Origin of the sequence: Candidatus Roseilinea sp. NK_OTU-006, assembly GCF_012931985.1 — a bacterium.
GTDB lineage: Bacteria > Chloroflexota > Anaerolineae > J036 > Brachytrichaceae > JAAFGM01.
Map to the genome: position 1 here is coordinate 14,911 of NZ_JAAFGM010000026.1, position 16,048 is coordinate 30,958.

The 16,048-nt window shown below is 63.9% G+C and carries 14 protein-coding genes; 7 read left to right on the plus strand and 7 right to left on the minus strand.

Features of this window, described 5'->3' with window-relative positions; all coding sequences use genetic code 11:
• The first annotated feature begins 3 nt into the window (after window positions 1-3).
• Both GXH28_RS12180 and GXH28_RS12185 read left to right on the plus strand, forming a co-directional pair.
• Entirely contained in the window at window positions 4-1,188 is a 1,185-nt protein-coding gene (locus GXH28_RS12180; RefSeq protein WP_169239305.1) for a glycosyltransferase family 4 protein, read from the plus strand.
• Window positions 1,189-1,200: 12 nt separating this feature from the next.
• Window positions 1,201-2,529: an MFS transporter gene (locus tag GXH28_RS12185; protein ID WP_169239306.1), complete on the plus strand. Its 1,329-nt coding sequence runs from the start codon at window positions 1,201-1,203 to the stop codon at window positions 2,527-2,529.
• On the opposite strand, the gene GXH28_RS12190 is transcribed toward GXH28_RS12185, so the two are convergent.
• Together GXH28_RS12190 and GXH28_RS12195 are read right to left on the minus strand one after the other, a co-directional pair.
• On the minus strand, window positions 2,441-3,181 hold the full coding sequence (locus tag GXH28_RS12190) for a glycosyltransferase (RefSeq protein WP_169239307.1): 741 nt from the start codon (window positions 3,179-3,181) through the stop codon (window positions 2,441-2,443). The two genes, GXH28_RS12185 and GXH28_RS12190, sit on opposite strands and share 89 nt — an antisense overlap.
• Entirely contained in the window at window positions 3,163-3,405 is a 243-nt protein-coding gene (locus GXH28_RS12195) for a hypothetical protein (protein WP_169239308.1), read from the minus strand. The genes GXH28_RS12190 and GXH28_RS12195 overlap by 19 nt, the downstream gene beginning before the upstream one ends.
• A 224-nt stretch (window positions 3,406-3,629) precedes the next feature.
• On the opposite strand from GXH28_RS12195, the gene GXH28_RS12200 reads away from it, so the two are divergent.
• From GXH28_RS12200 to GXH28_RS12220, 5 genes are all read left to right on the plus strand, one after another.
• Window positions 3,630-4,256 (plus strand): TetR/AcrR family transcriptional regulator, encoded by a 627-nt coding sequence (locus GXH28_RS12200; protein ID WP_169239309.1) that lies wholly within the window; start codon window positions 3,630-3,632, stop codon window positions 4,254-4,256.
• A 77-nt stretch (window positions 4,257-4,333) separates the two neighbouring features.
• Complete coding sequence (locus GXH28_RS12205; protein ID WP_169239310.1) at window positions 4,334-5,605, plus strand: acyl-CoA dehydrogenase family protein; 1,272 nt, start codon at window positions 4,334-4,336, stop codon at window positions 5,603-5,605.
• 128 nt (window positions 5,606-5,733) lie between these two features.
• Complete coding sequence (locus GXH28_RS12210; RefSeq protein ID WP_169239311.1) at window positions 5,734-6,096, plus strand: four helix bundle protein; 363 nt, start codon at window positions 5,734-5,736, stop codon at window positions 6,094-6,096.
• 109 nt (window positions 6,097-6,205) lie between these two features.
• Entirely contained in the window at window positions 6,206-8,581 is a 2,376-nt protein-coding gene (locus GXH28_RS12215) for a 3-hydroxyacyl-CoA dehydrogenase/enoyl-CoA hydratase family protein (protein WP_169239312.1), read from the plus strand.
• Between the two features lie 128 nt (window positions 8,582-8,709).
• Window positions 8,710-9,888, plus strand: a complete 1,179-nt coding sequence (locus tag GXH28_RS12220) for an acetyl-CoA C-acyltransferase (RefSeq protein ID WP_169239313.1) — start codon at window positions 8,710-8,712, stop codon at window positions 9,886-9,888.
• A 51-nt stretch (window positions 9,889-9,939) separates the two neighbouring features.
• Here the strand turns inward: GXH28_RS12220 and GXH28_RS12225 are convergent, their stop codons facing one another.
• The 5 genes from GXH28_RS12225 to GXH28_RS12245 all read right to left on the minus strand — a co-directional run bounded on the left by GXH28_RS12225 (window position 9,940) and on the right by GXH28_RS12245 (window position 15,888).
• Entirely contained in the window at window positions 9,940-10,956 is a 1,017-nt protein-coding gene (locus GXH28_RS12225) for an ABC transporter ATP-binding protein (protein WP_169239314.1), read from the minus strand.
• A gap of 46 nt (window positions 10,957-11,002) precedes the next feature.
• Window positions 11,003-12,010, minus strand: coding sequence for an ABC transporter ATP-binding protein (locus GXH28_RS12230; protein ID WP_169239315.1), 1,008 nt, complete (start codon window positions 12,008-12,010; stop codon window positions 11,003-11,005).
• On the minus strand, window positions 12,007-12,921 hold the full coding sequence (locus GXH28_RS12235; protein ID WP_169239316.1) for an ABC transporter permease: 915 nt from the start codon (window positions 12,919-12,921) through the stop codon (window positions 12,007-12,009). Before GXH28_RS12235 ends, GXH28_RS12230 begins: the two co-directional genes overlap by 4 nt.
• Window positions 12,922-12,926: 5 nt before the next feature.
• Window positions 12,927-13,844 carry an ABC transporter permease gene (locus tag GXH28_RS12240; protein WP_240550376.1) on the minus strand — a complete coding sequence of 306 codons (918 nt, stop codon included), beginning with the start codon at window positions 13,842-13,844 and terminating at the stop codon, window positions 12,927-12,929.
• Between the two features lie 220 nt (window positions 13,845-14,064).
• A complete protein-coding gene (locus GXH28_RS12245) occupies window positions 14,065-15,888 on the minus strand; it encodes an ABC transporter substrate-binding protein (protein ID WP_169239318.1) in 1,824 nt (607 codons plus the stop codon).
• Window positions 15,889-16,048: the final 160 nt, after the last annotated feature.

Sequence of the window (16,048 nt, forward strand, 5' to 3'; positions counted from 1 at the left end):
GCGATGCGCATTGCCCTATTTACCGAGACCTTCCTGCCGCGCGTGGACGGTGTGACGAACACGTTGTGCCGCTTGCTCGATCACCTGGCAGCGCGCGGGCACGAGAGTATCTTGTTCGCGCCGGAGGGCAGCCCGGCGCGCTATGCGCATACGCCGGTGATTGGATTGCCCGGCCGACGCTTGCCGATGTATCCAGATTTCAAGCTGATCTCGCCGTTGGCACCCATCGCCGGGCCGCTGCGCGACTTCGCGCCCGACCTGGTGCATACGCTCAATCCCGTCACGCTGGGTCTGGCGGCGATCCGCCGGGCGCGCGCGATGCGCGTGCCGGTCGTGGCGTCGTATCACACCGACGCGCCGGGCTTCATGATGCGTTGGGGCTATACCTGGCCGGCCCGGTGGGTGGCGCGCTACCTGCGCTGGGTGCACAACCAGGCCGACCTCAACTTGTGCCCCTCGTCGGTGACGCTGGAAGCATTGGCGCGCCAGGGCTATTGCCGGCTGAAGGTGTGGGGGCGCGGTGTGGATACCGCCCTCTTCAATCCTGACAAGCGCAGCGCAGCATGGCGCGTCCGCCTGACGTGCGGGCAACCGGAACGCCCGCTGCTGCTGTTCGTCGGGCGGCTCTCGCGCGAGAAGCGCGTGCATTGGATCTATCGCGCCCTGCAAGCCCTCCCGGATGTTCGGCTGGCGATCGTGGGCGACGGGCCGGCGCGTGCAGCGTTGCAGCGTCTGTTCTTCGACGCGCCGGTCGTCTTCACCGGTGTGTTGCGCGGCGAGGACTTGGCCGCCGCCTACGCCAGCGCAGACCTCTTCGTCTTCCCCGCCGCCAACGAGACGCTGGGCAATGTCGTGCTCGAGGCGATGGCATCCGGCCTGCCGGTCGTCGCGCCGCGCTCCGGTGGCTTGCTGGATTGCGCTGTGCATGGCGAGACGGCGCTGCTGTTCGAGCCGGAAGATTGCCAGGCGCTGGTCGCTGCCGTGCGTGCACTGGTGCAAGACCCGACGCGAGCCAAGCAGATGGGGCAGGCCGGCCGCGCGCGCGTCGAGCCGCGCACATGGGCGTCGGTCCTCGACGGATTGTTGGATGACTATCGCGCGCTCCTGGCGCCGCAGCCTGCGCCCGTCGCCGCGCGCTCCCCCGCGCCGCACCGCTTGCCACAAGCCGACCGTCGCGGCCTCGCATAACTTGCCCGGCCGATGGCCCCCCACTCCGCAACCGAAGCGCGCCTCACGCTCCTGCGCTTGGCTGCCATCGTCGCCATCAGCTTTGGCCTCACCCTCATCAGCAGCACGCTCGAGCCGGCGCTGCTGGGGAGCAAAATCATCGCACTCGTCCCCGACCGCTCGGCCGACGCTGCGGTGTTTGGCGCGGTGACGTTTGGCGGCTTGCTCGTAGCTGTCTTCACCCAACCGCTCGTCGGCGCCTGGTCAGATCGGGCGAACACGCAGCTAGGCCGGCGGCGACCATTCATGCAGGCCGGGGCGGTCGGCGTTGTGGCAGGGCTGATCCTGATTGTCGCAGCGGACTCGCTTGTGCTGTTGGCGATCGGCCTGCTCCTCACCCAGCTCGGCGCGAACAGCGTGCTGGCCTCGTGGCAGCCGGTCATCGCCGAGGGCGTGCCGCAGGCGCAGCGCGGCTTGGCCGCGGGGTTCAAGGCTGGTTTCGATCTCCTGGCGGCGATCGTCGGCCGGTTGACGGCTGCGGAGCTGGTGAGGCTACAGCCGGAGTGGGGGAGTGCAGCGCTCTATGCGGCGATCGCGGTCCCGATTGCCGGACTGCTCCTCACCCTGTTCGCTGCTATGTGGGCCATGGGTGTAGACCGGTCGCCGCCCAAGGCCGAAGCGCCTCTGACCTTGGCGGGCACGTTGCGCCAGGCCTTCACCGTGGATGTGCGCGCGTATCCGGCCTTCGGCTGGTGGTTCGCCAATCGCGTGTTGTTCTGGGCCGGGGCGATCGGGTCGAGCGTCTTCTTGCTGTTCGCTGCGCGCGACGTGTTCGGGATGAGCGAGGCCGAGGCGCAGCGCGTGATCGGCCGGTTGATCGTTGTGTTGGGTGTGGCGCTTGGGCTCGTGATTTTGCCGGCGGGCTGGCTGGCGGATCGAATAGGGCGCCGGCCGATGGTCATCGTCGCCGGGCTGATGGCTGCCGCCGGCGCAGCGTTCGCCGTGGTCAACTTCAACTTGATCCTGCCGGCGGCGATCCTGATCGGCGCAGGCACGGGCGTCTATTTGAGCAGCAGCGTGGCGCTGATCAACGACATCGTGCCAAAGGCGGATGCGGCGCGTCACCTGGGCGTGGCCAACATTGCGACGGCAAGCGGCAGCGCGTTGGCTCGATTGGGCGGCGGCGCGCTCATCAGTGGGCTGAACCACGTGAGCGGCTCCAGCGTGATGGGCTATCAAGCGCTCTATGCGGTCGTCGCGCTCTTCTTCCTGCTCAGCGCAGTCGTGATGGCGCTTGCGCCGGCGGCGCGTCCGACCAGTAGCCCCAGTCGCGCCCGCGCCAGCGCGACGGCAGCAGATTGAAATACAGCAGGAAGCAACGCAGCGCAGAGTGCACGACCTTGCGCATCACGCCGCGTTCCAGTCGGCGGTGGTCGCGCGCATAGACCACCAGGCCAGGTGCGAACATCGTCCGATAGCCGCGCCGCTTGATGCGCCAGGCGATCTCGGAATCTTCGTTGCAGACCAGGCGCAAGTCGAAGCCGCCCACGTCGCAGAAGGCCGTGCGGCTGATGAGCAAGTTCGAGCCGGTGGCCGCCGGAATGCCCAACCCGGCAAAGAAGCGCTGGGCGCGGGTGAACCAGCGATGGTAGGCGATGAAGCGGTCGCAGGCTTTCTTCGCGCCATAGATCGCGCCCAGGCGCGGGTCGCTCGCATCCAACCGAGCCAGATCGCTAAAGTAGGTGAGCGAGAAGATCACGTCGGCGTCGGTGAAGAGCAGCCAAGGGGTGTTGGCCGCTTCCGCGCCGATCTGACGCGCGGCGACAACGTTGCACGGCTGCTGAATGAGGGTGGTGTTGCGCGGCCGGATGTCGCGCACAAGCTGGGGCGTCTCGTCGTCGCTGGCGTCTACTACGATGAGCTGCGCGTCTTCGGGCAGCGACGCCAGAAAGGCGCGGATGTTGTTGCGCTCGTTGCGCGTCGGTAGGATGATGGTCAGGTCTTCGATCTGCACAATTCATCGTCCTCTTCGCTCAACAGCCGATTGGCCCGCCGGCGCTCCAGCGCCCGTTGGGCAGCGTCCGCAGCGTCGCCGGCCTGTGCGGCCGGCCGGAGCGTAAGCTGACGCACGCGCCGGTTATGCCGGCCCTGCTTGTTGCACGCCCGCATCGGTGGCGCATCGTCCGGCTTGCCGCGCTCAATCGCGACGGTCTCGATCCGATATACGAATCGCTGCACGGCCTGAATCATCGGTCGCGCGTGTTGCACTGCAATTAAGGGCAGATTAAGCTCGTATGAATCGAGGTAAAAAACGGTGGGGACCTGGTCGAGTTCAGCGTGATCACGTCCTGAATTGGAGCGCCGTCCTCCCAGCGACTCCACATTACGCGAGATTTTCGGCTGGGCCGGGTGGTCCGGCGAGGATTTGACACGATCTTCTACCTCTGGTATAAAACCTACCAATGGTAGAAATGACACCGGCGCGCGCGCGACGCGAGCGCGATAAGCTCCAGCAGCGCCAGGCCATCCTCGATGCTGCGCGTGAGATCGCCGCCAGCGAGGGCTGGGGCGCCGTCACCACCCGCCGCGTCGCCGAGCGCATCGAATACACGCACCCCACGATCTACGAACACTTCGAAAGCAAAGGCGCGTTGCTGGCCGAACTGACCCGCGAGGGCTACCGGCTGCTGCTGGCCGAGCTACAGGCTGCCCGCGCCAGAGCGCGTGATCCTGAGCAGGTCGTCCGTGACATGGCGCAGGCGTATTGCGCTTTCGCCTGGACACACCGTGAACTCTACGAGGCGATGCACGGCCTGAGCGGCGTCTCTATCGAACCCGAGGCGTATCGCAAAGAAGGCGAAGCCGTGATTGCCGAGGCGCGCGCCGCGCTCGAGGCCTGGGCCAAAGCCGAAGGGGTGAAGACCGCCCGCGTGGATGACGCTGTGCTGATTCTGTGGAGCACGCTGCACGGCATTGCGTCGCTGGCGTTGAACAAGCAGATCGTGGGCGGCAAGAAGCACGCCGCCGCGTTGGCTGCCCGCGTCGTGGATGACTTGTTGTCGGCCTGGCGTGTGGCGAAGCATGTCTAGCCGTTTCACCACGAAGACGCGCTGAGGGCACGAGGGCTGATGGCTTCTCTTCGTGGTGAAGAGTTTGGAGGGACAGCATGAAATTCAAACAGCCGTTCGCGACAAAGAAGGGCGACACCGGCAACGGCGCGACGTCCACCGTTGCGGCCGAGGCTGCCCAGGCGCCCACGACGAAACCTGTTGACAAGGCGTTGGACTACTTCGACTTCGATTCGCTGCTGCGGCCCGAGGAGCGCGAGGTGCGCGACCGCGTACGCGCTTTCGTCGAGACGGAGGTGACGCCGGTAATCAACGAGTATTGGGAGAAGGACGAGACGCCGATGTTCCTGCTGAAGAAACTGGCCGCGCTGAACATCTGCGGCGGCTCGATCCAGGGTTACGGTTGCCCAGGCTTCTCGCCTCTGCTCACCGGCCTGGTGCAGTTCGAACTCACGCGCGGCGATGGTTCCATCGGCACGATGTTCGGTGTGACCAGCGGGCTGGGCATGATGAGCATCTACTTGTGCGGCAGCGAGACGCAGAAGCAGCAATGGTTGCCCCGGCTGGCGCGCATGGAGGCATTCTGCGCGTTCGGCCTGACCGAGCCATATATCGGCAGTGACGCCTCGCACATCCAGACCACAGCGAAGAAGGTCGGCGACACCTACGTGCTGAACGGCGCCAAGCGCTGGATCGGCGGCGCCACCTTTGCCGATGTGACGGTGATCTGGGCACAGGATGACCAGACCGGCCAGGTGGGCGGCTTCCTGGTCGAGAAGGACACGCCGGGCTTCTATCCAACCAAGATGAAGGGCAAGCTGGCGCTGCGCGCCTTGCCCAACGCAGACATCAAACTAGAAAACTGCGTCATCCCGGCGAGCAATCGTCTCGAGAAGGCCAACTCCTTCCGTGATACGGCAGCCGTCTTGCGCGCCACGCGCCTGGGCGTGGCGTGGGCAGCGATCGGGCATGCGCAGGCTGCCTATGAGCTGGCCCTGGCCTATGCCAAAAAGCGCCATCAGTTCGGCCGCCCCATCGCCGGCTTCCAGTTAATCCAAGAGAAACTGGTGAAGATGCTGGCCGAGCTGGAATACATGAAGATCACCACGGCGCACCTCAGCCGGCTGAGCGAGACGCCGAGCAAGTTGACCGACGGCATGGCCTCGCTGGCCAAGATGAACAATGCGGCCAAGGCGCGGCAGATCGTCGCCATCGCGCGCGAGATCTTGGGCGGCAACGGCATCCTCCTGGAGCATCACGTCATGCGCCACTTCGCCGACATGGAAGCGGTCTACAGCTACGAAGGCACGAACGAGATCAACACACTCGTGGTTGGGCGCGAGATTACGGGGCTGCAGGCGTTTGCGTGAAGCTGCCAGGATCCAGAATCCAGAATCCAGAATCCAGAATCCAGAAGCCAGAAGCCAGAATCCAGAAGCCAGAATCCAGAAGCCAGAAACCAGAAGCCAGAAACCAGACTTCCAAGTGGAGGTGCTCGATGCACAACTATGAGAACCTCAAGGTGTGGCAGCGCGGAATGGATTTCACAGTGAGCGTGTATCAAGCGAGTGCAAGATTCCCGTCAGAGGAACGATTTGGCCTAACGAGCCAGCTACGTCGAGCATCCTCGGCGATTCCGATGAATATCGCCGAAGGATCGGGTAACTCATCGGACAAAGAATTCTGTCGCTTCCTCGAGATCGCGATGCGCTCTGGATACGAAGCACTCACTGCAATTGAGATTGCTCGGAGATTGGGCTATGTCGAGAACGAACACGCTGCCAGGCTCTCGAAAGAAGCTCACGAAATCGTAGGCATGCTTATTGGCCTCATCCGCAAATTGCGGAGTGAATCCAAATAACATCTTTCAACCTGGCCTCTGGCCTCTGGCCTCTGGACTCTGGACTCTGGACTCTGGCCTCTGGCCTCTGGACTCTGGCCTCTGGCTCTGGACTCTGGACTCTCTAACCATGACTTACAAAATCCAAACCGCCGTCGTCCTCGGCGCCGGCACGATGGGCGGGGGAATCGCCGCCTTGCTTGCCAGCGTGGGCATTCCCGTCACGCTGCTCGATCTGCCGGCGCAAGAAGGCGATCGCAATCGGCTCGTCAAGGCGCTGTGGGAACGGCAAGTGCAGGCCCGTCCCGCGGCGCTGTTCTATGCCGATGCCGCCCGGCGCGTGACGTTGGGCAATTTGGAAGACGACTTCGACGCCGTCGGGCGCGCCGACTGGATCGTCGAGGCGATCATCGAGCAGTTAGGTCCGAAGCGGGAATTGATGGCGCGCGTGGACGCAGCACGCAAGCCCGGCAGCATCGTGTCGTCGAACACGAGCGGCATCCCAATTCACGCCATTGCCGAAGGGCGCAGCGAAGATTTTCGCAGGCACTTCCTGGGCACACACTTCTTCAACCCGCCGCGCTACCTCAAGCTGCTCGAAATCATCCCCATGGCAGACACGCGGCCTGAAGTTGTGGCCTTTATGCGCGACTTTGGCGCGCAACGGTTGGGCAAGGGCGTGGTGATCGCCAAGGACCGCCCCAACTTCATCGCCAATCGCATCGGCGCGTTCATCGGCCAGTACCGCATGCAGGCTGCGATTGACAACGGCTACACCGTCGAGGAAGTGGACGCGCTGACCGGCCCGATCATCGGCAACCCGAAGACCGGCACCTTCCGCCTGGCCGACCTGGTGGGGCTGGACGTGATGGCGCACGTGGTCAACAACTTGTACGAGTATGCGCCGGAGGACGAGAGCCGCGCGGCGTTTGTCATCCCCGAGGTGATGCAGCGCCTGATCGCGCAAAACGCCCTCGGCAACAAGACCGGCGCCGGCTTCTACAAGAAAGTCACAACGCCCGACGGCGCAACGGAATATCACGTCTTGAACCTGCAGACCATGCAGTACGAGCCGCCGACCCAACCGCGCTTCGACGTGATTGACCAGACCAAAGACCTGGCGCTGCCCGAACGCATCCGGGCGATCTTCGATCGCTTCGCCGACGATCGCGGCGGCCTGTTCATCGTCGAGACTACGCTGCCGATTTTGGCCTACGCCGCGCGACGCATCCCGGAGATCGCCGATAGCATCGCCGACGTTGACAACGCCATGCGCTGGGGCTTCAACACCGAGGCCGGACCATTCGAGCTGTGGGACATGATCGGCGTACGGCGCGGGCGCGAAATGATGCGCGAACGCGACATCGCCGTGCCGCAGTGGGTGGACGAGATGCTGGCTGCCGGCGTCGAGTCGTTTTATCAGCGCGTGGATGGGCGCGTGGTCGGCGTGTATCAGCCGCAGGCGCATTATGCGCCGCTGCGTCGCTCCAAATTTCACATCGTGCTGGCCGAGAACCGGGGCACGCCGCGCGAGCTGCGGCGCAACGCCAGCGCCAGCATCCACGATCTGGGCGATGGCATCCTCAACCTGGAGTTTCACTCCAAGGGCAATACGCTGGATCACTACATCAACGACCTGGCGCTGGCAGCGCTGGAGATGCTCGAGCGCGATGAGTGGCGCGGACTGGTCGTCGCCAATCAGGGCAAGGACTTTTGCCTCGGCGCGAACATCGGGTTGTTCATCTTGCTGGCCGGCACGGGCGATCCGAACGCGATTGAGAACGCGGTGAAAGGACTACAGGACTATTTGATGGCCTTCCGCTTCGCACCCAAGCCGGTGGTGACCGCGCCGCGCCAGCGCGCGCTCGGCGGCGGCGCCGAGGTGGTGATGGCCGGCGCGCGCACCGTCGCTGCCGCGGAGACCTACATCGGCCTGGTCGAGTTCGGCGTGGGGGTGATCCCGGCCGGCGGCGGCTGCAAAGAACTGCTGCGTCGCGTGGTTTCGCCGCACATGACCAACGACCAAGTGGACGCGCTCGGCTACCTGCAGCAAGTGTTCGAGACCATCGCTTACGCCAAAGTGAGCGAGAGCGCGTTCGTCGCGCGCGAGCGCGGCTTTCTCTCGCCTTGCGACTTAATCGTGATGAACGACGACGACCTGATCGGCGCAGCCAAGGCGACGGCGATCCACCTGGCCGAGACCGGCTACACGCCGCCCGACCGCAACGCGGCTTCGATCTACGCCATCGGCCGGCGCGGCAAGGCGGCGATGGAGATGGCCGTGAATACGCTGCGCTGGGGCCAATACATCAGCGCGCACGATGCGCTGATCGCGCGCAAGCTGGCGCACGTGCTGTGCGGCGGCGACTTATCGGCCCCGCAGTGGGTGACCGAGCAATACATCCTCGACCTGGAGCGCGAGGCGTTCTGCTCGTTGCTCGGCGAGCCGAAGACCCAAGAGCGCATCAGCCACATGCTGAAATACGCCAGGCCGTTGAGGAATTAGTGCAGGTGACAAGTGCGGATCGCGGGCGAGCGATAGCGACGATTCAACGCCTCGAGGCGGCGGCGCGGCCGCCGGCCCGCGCCTTCCGCAACCTGCAACCTATCATCTCATCCTGAACAGGAGTCATCATGCCCGAAGCAGTCATCGTCAGCGGCGCGAGAACCGCCGTAGGCAAAGCGACAAAAGGGAGCCTGCGGACGGTGCGGCCGGACGACATGGCGGCAGCCGCCATCCGTGCCGCCGTCGAGCGCGCGCCCGGCCTCGACCCCAACGAGATTGACGACGTGATCATCGGCTGCGCCATGCCGGAGGCCCAGCAGGGCCTGAATGTGGCGCGCCTGGCCGCCCTCCGCGCCGGACTGCCGGACCGCGTGCCGGCACAGACGGTCAACCGTTTTTGCTCGTCCGGCCTGCAGACCATCGCGCTGGCCGCCAACCAGATCATGGCCGGACAGGGCGAGGTGATCGTCGCCGGCGGCACGGAGAGCATGAGCATGGTCTCGATGTCCGGCAACTTCTTCTCGCCCAACCCCGACTTGGTGGATGTGAACCCGGAGGTGTATATGCCGATGGGGTTGACTGCCGAGGAAGTAGCACAACGCTTCAACGTCTCTCGTCAGGATCAAGACGAGTTCGCACTGCGTTCGCACCGTAACGCAGCAGCGGCCATTGATGCCGGCAAATTCGATGAGGAGATCACGCCGCTGGAAGTGAGCGTCACACAGTTCGACGGCGCGCGCGCCGTGACCCGATCCTATACCTTCCAGGCCGACGAAGGGGTGCGGCGCGACACTTCGCTCGAAGCGCTGGCCAAGCTCAAACCGGTCTTCCATGCGCGCGGCACCGTCACTGCCGGCAACGCGTCGCAGACCAGCGACGGCGCGGCTGCCGTCGTGGTGATGAGCGCGGACAAGGCCAAGCAGCTCGGCCTCAAGCCGATGGCGCGCTTCGTCAGCTTCGCCGTAGGGGGCGTGCCGCCGGAGGTGATGGGCATCGGCCCCACTGTCGCCGTGCCCAAGGCGCTCAAGCGAGCCGGATTGACGCTCGACCAGGTTGACCTGATCGAGTTGAACGAGGCATTCGCCGCGCAAGCGCTCGCCGTCATCCGCGCGCTGGAGCTGGATCTCGAGAAGGTGAACGTGAACGGCGGCGCGATCGCGCTTGGCCATCCGCTCGGCTGCACCGGCGCCAAGCTCACCGTCACGTTGCTGCATGAGATGCGCCGGCGCAACGCGCGCTACGGCATGGTGACCATGTGCATCGGCGGCGGCATGGGCGCAGCGGGCATCTTCGAGAATCTCAGTTAGCGCCCCAAGCAACGGGGTAGGGACAGGCGGGGGCGGCTGCTTGGGTTGACCCTATGACACCGGCAACACCTCGCTCAGCCGCTCGCGCGCAACCACGGGCTGGGCGTCGTATAGATAGCATGAGGCGGCCTGTTCCGGCGCGACTCTGTAGAGCGGCGGCGGCGCTTGCCGGCACTTGTCCATGGCGAACGGGCAACGCGAGGCGAACTTGCAGCCAGTTTCGATGCTGCCGTGCTCTTGTTCGCGCGCGACGATCTCCGTCTGACCCCACTTGCGGTTGATGTCCGGCCAGGGGATCGAGTCAATCAGCAAGCGCGTGTAAGGGTGCTGTGGTTCGCGGATCACCCGGTCAATGCTGCCGGCCTCCATCACCGAGCCGCGATACAGCACGATGATCGAGTGGGCCACGTGGTACGCTGTGGTCAGGTCGTGCGTGATGTAGATGATCGAGATGCCGTATTCGCGGTTGAGGTTGCGCAAGCTCTCCAGAATGGTGGCACGCAGGCTGGCATCCACCATTGAAACCGGCTCGTCGGCGACTAACAAACGCGGCTTGAGCAGCAGCGCGCGCGCCACGTTGATGCGCTGGCGCTGCCCGCCGGAAAGCTGGTGCGGGAAGCGCCCCAAGACATCTTCGGGGCGCAGGCCGACGGCGTTGAGCGCCTCGTCTATCTTGTCGCGCGCTTCGCGTCTGTTGCGCGCCAGCTTGAATTTCTCGATAGGCACGCTCAGCAAGTGATCCACCGGGTAAAACGGGTTGAATACGGCGAACGGGTCTTGAAAGACCGCCTGCACTTCTCGGCGAAAGTTAGTCTTCGCCTCGCCTTGCAGGCGCGTGATGTCGTTGCCTTTGTAGAGGATCTGCCCATGTGTGGGCGCGATAAACCCGAGCAGCAGCATGGCCAGCGTGGTTTTGCCGCTGCCGCTTTCGCCAGCGATCGTCAGAATCGTCGGCTGGTCATCCTCGATCTTGAGCGAGACGTCGTCCAGCGCCGTCGTCGCTGCGCGCGACAGCAGCCCTTTGGTATAGATCTTCGTGACGTTGCGAAATTCGAGTAGGGGCGTCATGCGTGTGTTTGAGAATGTGGGCGACGCACGGCGGCGCCGTCCATGCTCACCCCGCTGTCTTCAGTTCGGCGTTCACCACATTGCCCTCCCGGTCATACAGGTGACAGGCGACGAATCGTCCGCTGGGTAGGCGTTCGAGGGCCGGCGTGACGCTTCGGCAGATCTCCATCGCGTAGGCGCACCGCGGGTGAAAGGCGCATCCGGACGGCCGGCGAATCAGCGATGGCGCCAAGCCGGGGATGCCTTTGAACACGCCCTTGTTGTCAAGCGTGGGCAGGCTCTCGATCAGCGCGCGCGCGTAGGGATGCAGGGGATGGGTGAACATGTCGCGCACCGGGCTGATTTCGGTGAACTTGCCGGCGTACATCACCGCCACCTTGTCCACGAATTGCGCCATCAATCCCATATCGTGGCCGATCAAGATCACGGCGGAACCGAGTTGCTGTTGCACGCGGCCGAGCGTCTCCATCACTTGACGTTGAGTGACTACGTCCAGCGCGCTGGTCGGCTCGTCGGCGATGATGACTTTCGGGCCAAGCAAGATGCCGATGGCGATGCAGACGCGCTGCTTCATGCCGCCACTCAGTTCGTGTGGATACATGCGCGCGACGCTGCGACGCAGCTCCACCGATTCGAGCGCGTGATAGATGCGCTCCTGGATTTCGGCCTTGCTCATCTCCGGCCGGTGCTCTTGGATCGCGTCGCGCATTTGTGTCTCGATGCGCAGCACCGGGTTGAGCGAGTTCATCGCGCCCTGCGGGATGTAGCTGATCAGGCTCAGGCGCGCTCGGCGCATCTGTTCTTCGGGAAGGGCGGTCAGCTCGGTGTCTCCCACGAAGACTTTGCCGCCCTCGATGCGGCCGGGCGGCTTGATCATGCGCATCATCGCCAGCGCCATGGTGGACTTGCCACATCCGGACTCGCCGACCATGCCCAGCTTCTCCCCGGGATACAGCTCCAGGCTGACGCGGTCGAGCGCCAGCGCGCGGCCGGCTTCGGTGTAGTAGCTCACCTGGAGATCGATGACTCGCAGGATTGGCGATGAAGCGGTCATTCCGCCCTCCGCACGCGCGGGTTCGCCAGCTCGTCCAGACCGACGTTGATCAACGTCAACGACACGAAGATCAGCACGAGCGCCAGCGACGGCCACAGCGGCCACCACCACCAGCCGTTGAAGAAAGCAGCCTGCTGCTGCGCAAACCAGATGGTGTTGCCGATCAATGGCTCGCGCAGCGGCCCGAGGCCGAGCACCGACAGGCCGAACGAGGCGAAGATGCCCGCAAATACGCCGCTGACGAAGCTGGCCAGGATGAACGGCAGCATGTTCGGCAGGATTTCTTTGAAGACGATCTCCAGGTTGCTCATGCCGGAGAGTCGGGCGACGTTGACGAACAGCCGCTCTTTCAGCGTGAGCACCTGCGCGCGCATCACGCGCGTCGGCCCCATCCAGGCCAGCAGCGATACGATGAGCGCCATGGTGTAGATGGTGACCGATTTGCGGTCTATGGAGCCGGCGATGATCACCAGGATCAGAAAGGCCGGAATCGGCAACAGCACCTCGGTGATGGCGCGGATGAGCGTATCCACGACGCCGCCGTAGTAAGCCGACAGGAAGCCAAGGATCACGCCCACGCCGGTGCCGATTGCGCCGGCGATCAGGCCGATCACCGCCGTCTGCCAGATGCCGCGCACCATCACGGCTAACAGGTCGCGACCGAAGAAGTCGGTGCCGAGCGGATATTCGGCGCTGGGCGGCTGCTTCGGCTTCACCGCCAGCGGGTAGGCGCGTTTCTCGGTGTCAATGGTCAACGAGCCAATCACCGTGAACAGCGTCAGAGCGATCACGATGGCCAGGCCCAGGACCAGGCTCTTGTTGCGCCGAAGGTAACGCCCGGTGAGCGTCAGCCGCGAAGGCTGCTCGTAACGGATCTCCTGAGCGTCCGGTTGGGGTCCAACAGCAGCCATCTGCGTCATCTTGATTCGTAGCGTATCCGTGGATCGAGCAGTGGATAGATCAGGTCAACCAAGAACATCAGGATGGCGATCGAAAGAATCACGAAGAGTGTGATGCCGTAAATGACGAAGTAATCGTTTTTCAGGATGGCGTCTCCCAGCAAGCCCCCGAGTCCGGGCAGGCCATATAACTGCTCGACCAGCACGCCGGAGACGATGACGCTGCCGAACGCCAGGGCTAAGCCGGTGACTTGGGGCAGCAGCGCGTTGCGCACGTAATATTGGGTGAAGATCGTGCGCGGATGCAGTCCTTTGTGCTCGGCGAAGTTCACGTAGTCTTCGCCCTGGATGGTGATGCCCATGCCGCGCATGCCCAGCGCCCAGAAGCCCAGCGAAGCGAGGATGAGCGAGATGGCCGGCAGGATTTGGTGCCGTGCCGCGTCGAGGATGAACTCCAGCGTCAACGAGGGCGTGACGCCCTGCGAATACGCGCCGCCCATCGGCAGCAGCTTCAAGCGGAAGGCGATGAAGAAGATGAGCAGCAGGCCGAGCAGGTAAGCCGGCACCGCTTGCAACATCATCAACGGGGCCATCAAGCCCTTCACGAACCTCGGGCTGCGCGGCCATGAGGCCAGCGCGCCGAGCAGGTTGCCCAGGGCGAATGAGAGCAGCGTCGTAAGCATCAACAGCACGATCGTCCACGGCAGCGCAGAGAAGATCAGCTCCAGGACGGTCTTCGGGAAGCGCGTCAGCGACGGCCCAAGGTCGCCGCGCAGCACGCCGCCCATATACTCGACATACTGTTGGAGCAGCGGCTTGTTCAGGCCAAACTTCACTTCGTAGGCGGCGATGATTTGCTCCAGGTCCTTCGGGGCGAAGCCCGTTGAGCGAGCGATCTCGGCGAAGCGCTCGCGGATCGGATTGCGAGCGGACAAGCGTGGGATGAAAAAAACGATCGTCGCGGCCACCCACACCACCGCGATTAAAAAGAGAACGCGTTTAACGAGATATGCTAGCCTCATCGGATTGCTCGAAGCGCCGCAAGAGCAATCATAGCCGAACGTGAGCTGTAATGAAGGGGAATGAAGCCCTGGCCTCCCCGAAAGAGGAAGGCCAGGGCGAACTGCGGGCGAGTGCTGAGCGCACGCTTCGGGTTTAGCTGGCCGGCTTCAACGCGGCGATGACACGCGGGCCGGTCCAGTGCCAGAACGCGCCGTTGTAGCCTTCTCCCACGTTCGTCTCGGTCGGCCAGTTCACCCAGTAGGTCTGGTTGTAGGCGATGCGGTGCAGCCACTGGATGATCGGCACGTCAATGACGTCCTTGTAGTAGAACTCCATCGCCTGGAGCGCCAACTCGTCGAACCTCGGATCGCCGGCGGGATACTTCGCCATCTCCAACACCAGCTTCTCGAACTCGGGGTTGTTGTAGCGTGAGAAGTTGTTGCTGCCGGCGGTGTTGCCCGTCGGCTTGGTATTGAATAGCTCGAACACGGCGAAGGGATCGCGCAGGCTGGCGCCGTGGCCGAACATGTACAGGCCGGGTCGGCCTTGGGCCATGTTGTTGTAGGCTTCCGGCGAAAAGTCCGGGCCTTCGCCGGTGTCGAAGCCTGCCTGGCGCAGCATCTCGGCCAAGACCGGCACGATGTCCGAGTGGATGCCGGCAAAGCCGCTGATCTGCGCTGGCACCGTCTTGCCGTCCTTCTCCCAAAGGCCGTCGGCATTCTTCTTGTAGCCGGCTTCTTCCATGAGCTTGGCCGACTCTTCAAGGTCGAATTTGCCCGGCTGATACTTCTCGACGATCGCCCGGACGCCCGGCGAATCGGCGAACTTCTGCAGCGGCGGATAGAGGGGGAAGGGATAGATGGTGCTCACCTTTGCGCCGCCATACACCACCTCGTCAATCTGTTCGCGGTTGACCGCGCGATTGATGGCGCGGCGCACGCGCACGTCGCTGAACGGCTCGATCTCGTGGTTCATCCATAGCGAGTTCGGCCACCAGTCGAGATAACCGTGCGGCTCCTTATCGCCGGTATGGGTGGTCACCTTGGGGTTCTGCTTCAGGATGTTGGCGATGATGTCGTTGCGGAAGTCCAGCGCCGTGTCGAGTTCGTTATTCACCACGCGCTGGGCGACGACGCCCATATCGTCGCCGATGCGCTGCATGATCACACGCTTGACTTCGGGCACGGGTTGGAAGCCGGTCTTGATCGCCCACCAGTCCTCGCGCAGGTCGAAGATCTTCTGGTTGTTGGTCCACGACACCAGCTTGTAGGGGCCGGAGTGCGGCATGTCCAGGCCGCCGGGGAAGGCGGTGACGTCTGCTTCCTTCTCGAGCACGTGGGCCGGCACGATTGGGCGGCCGGTGTCGAAGTGCACCGTGAGCACGTCGAACACGAAGCGCGGCGAAGGCTGCTTGAAGATGATCTTGACCGTCTTGTCGTCAACGGCGACCGCTTCCTTCACATAGGGCGCGACGCGGCTGTGGTAGTCCAGCTTGTCGTTGTCGCGCCAGGTGTTGACGGTGAAGACCACGTCCTTCGAGGTGATCGGCGTGCCGTCGCTCCACTCGATGCCGTCGCGTAGCTTGATCGTCACTTCGGTGTAGTCGGCGTTGTATTCCGGGTCGCCGGCTGCCAGCCACGGATACACCGTGTCCGAGAAGGCCGCCCAGTAGTACAACGGATCCCATAGCGACGAATTGAAGTTCTGGTGATTGTGGCCGGCTGCGAACGGGCTGGTCACGCCGATGTTGTCGAAGTCGCTGACGGTCCAGCCCATGATGACAGTGCGGTTGCGGGGCACTTCCGGAATTTGCGCTGCGGCTGCGGGCGCAGTTGTAGCTCCGGCAGCGGGCTGCGCGGGTTGTTCGGCCGCCGGTGCGGCGGGCGCGGCAGGTGCGCATGCGGCAATCACCGCGCCGGTGCCGGCGAGGGCAGACAGGCGCAAGAGTTGTCTTCGAGTGATCTTGTTCCGTGTCATATCGGGTTTATCCTCCTGGATCGAATGCTGGATATGCTGGGCATTCATCAGCGACCTAGCTGCAGAAGCCTGGACGGGTTCTCGAGTGCAACCGATTGTCGCCTCATCAGCACAGATCGTTGTTCTAGCACAATCTCCGGGGATTGACAAACTCTGGTTG

What these genes read in the sequence shown, in the direction of transcription:
- GXH28_RS12180 (WP_169239305.1), top strand. Translation starts at nt 4, where the DNA reads ATGCGCATTGCCCTATTTACCGAGACCTTCCTGCCGCGCGTGGACGGT.
- GXH28_RS12185 (WP_169239306.1), top strand. Translation starts at nt 1,201, where the DNA reads ATGGCCCCCCACTCCGCAACCGAAGCGCGCCTCACGCTCCTGCGCTTG.
- GXH28_RS12200 (WP_169239309.1), top strand. Translation starts at nt 3,630, where the DNA reads ATGGTAGAAATGACACCGGCGCGCGCGCGACGCGAGCGCGATAAGCTC.
- GXH28_RS12205 (WP_169239310.1), top strand. Translation starts at nt 4,334, where the DNA reads ATGAAATTCAAACAGCCGTTCGCGACAAAGAAGGGCGACACCGGCAAC.
- GXH28_RS12210 (WP_169239311.1), top strand. Translation starts at nt 5,734, where the DNA reads ATGCACAACTATGAGAACCTCAAGGTGTGGCAGCGCGGAATGGATTTC.
- GXH28_RS12215 (WP_169239312.1), top strand. Translation starts at nt 6,206, where the DNA reads ATGACTTACAAAATCCAAACCGCCGTCGTCCTCGGCGCCGGCACGATG.
- GXH28_RS12220 (WP_169239313.1), top strand. Translation starts at nt 8,710, where the DNA reads ATGCCCGAAGCAGTCATCGTCAGCGGCGCGAGAACCGCCGTAGGCAAA.
- GXH28_RS12225 (WP_169239314.1), bottom strand. Translation starts at nt 10,956, where the DNA reads ATGACGCCCCTACTCGAATTTCGCAACGTCACGAAGATCTATACCAAA.
- GXH28_RS12230 (WP_169239315.1), bottom strand. Translation starts at nt 12,010, where the DNA reads ATGACCGCTTCATCGCCAATCCTGCGAGTCATCGATCTCCAGGTGAGC.
- GXH28_RS12235 (WP_169239316.1), bottom strand. Translation starts at nt 12,921, where the DNA reads ATGGCTGCTGTTGGACCCCAACCGGACGCTCAGGAGATCCGTTACGAG.
- GXH28_RS12245 (WP_169239318.1), bottom strand. Translation starts at nt 15,888, where the DNA reads ATGACACGGAACAAGATCACTCGAAGACAACTCTTGCGCCTGTCTGCC.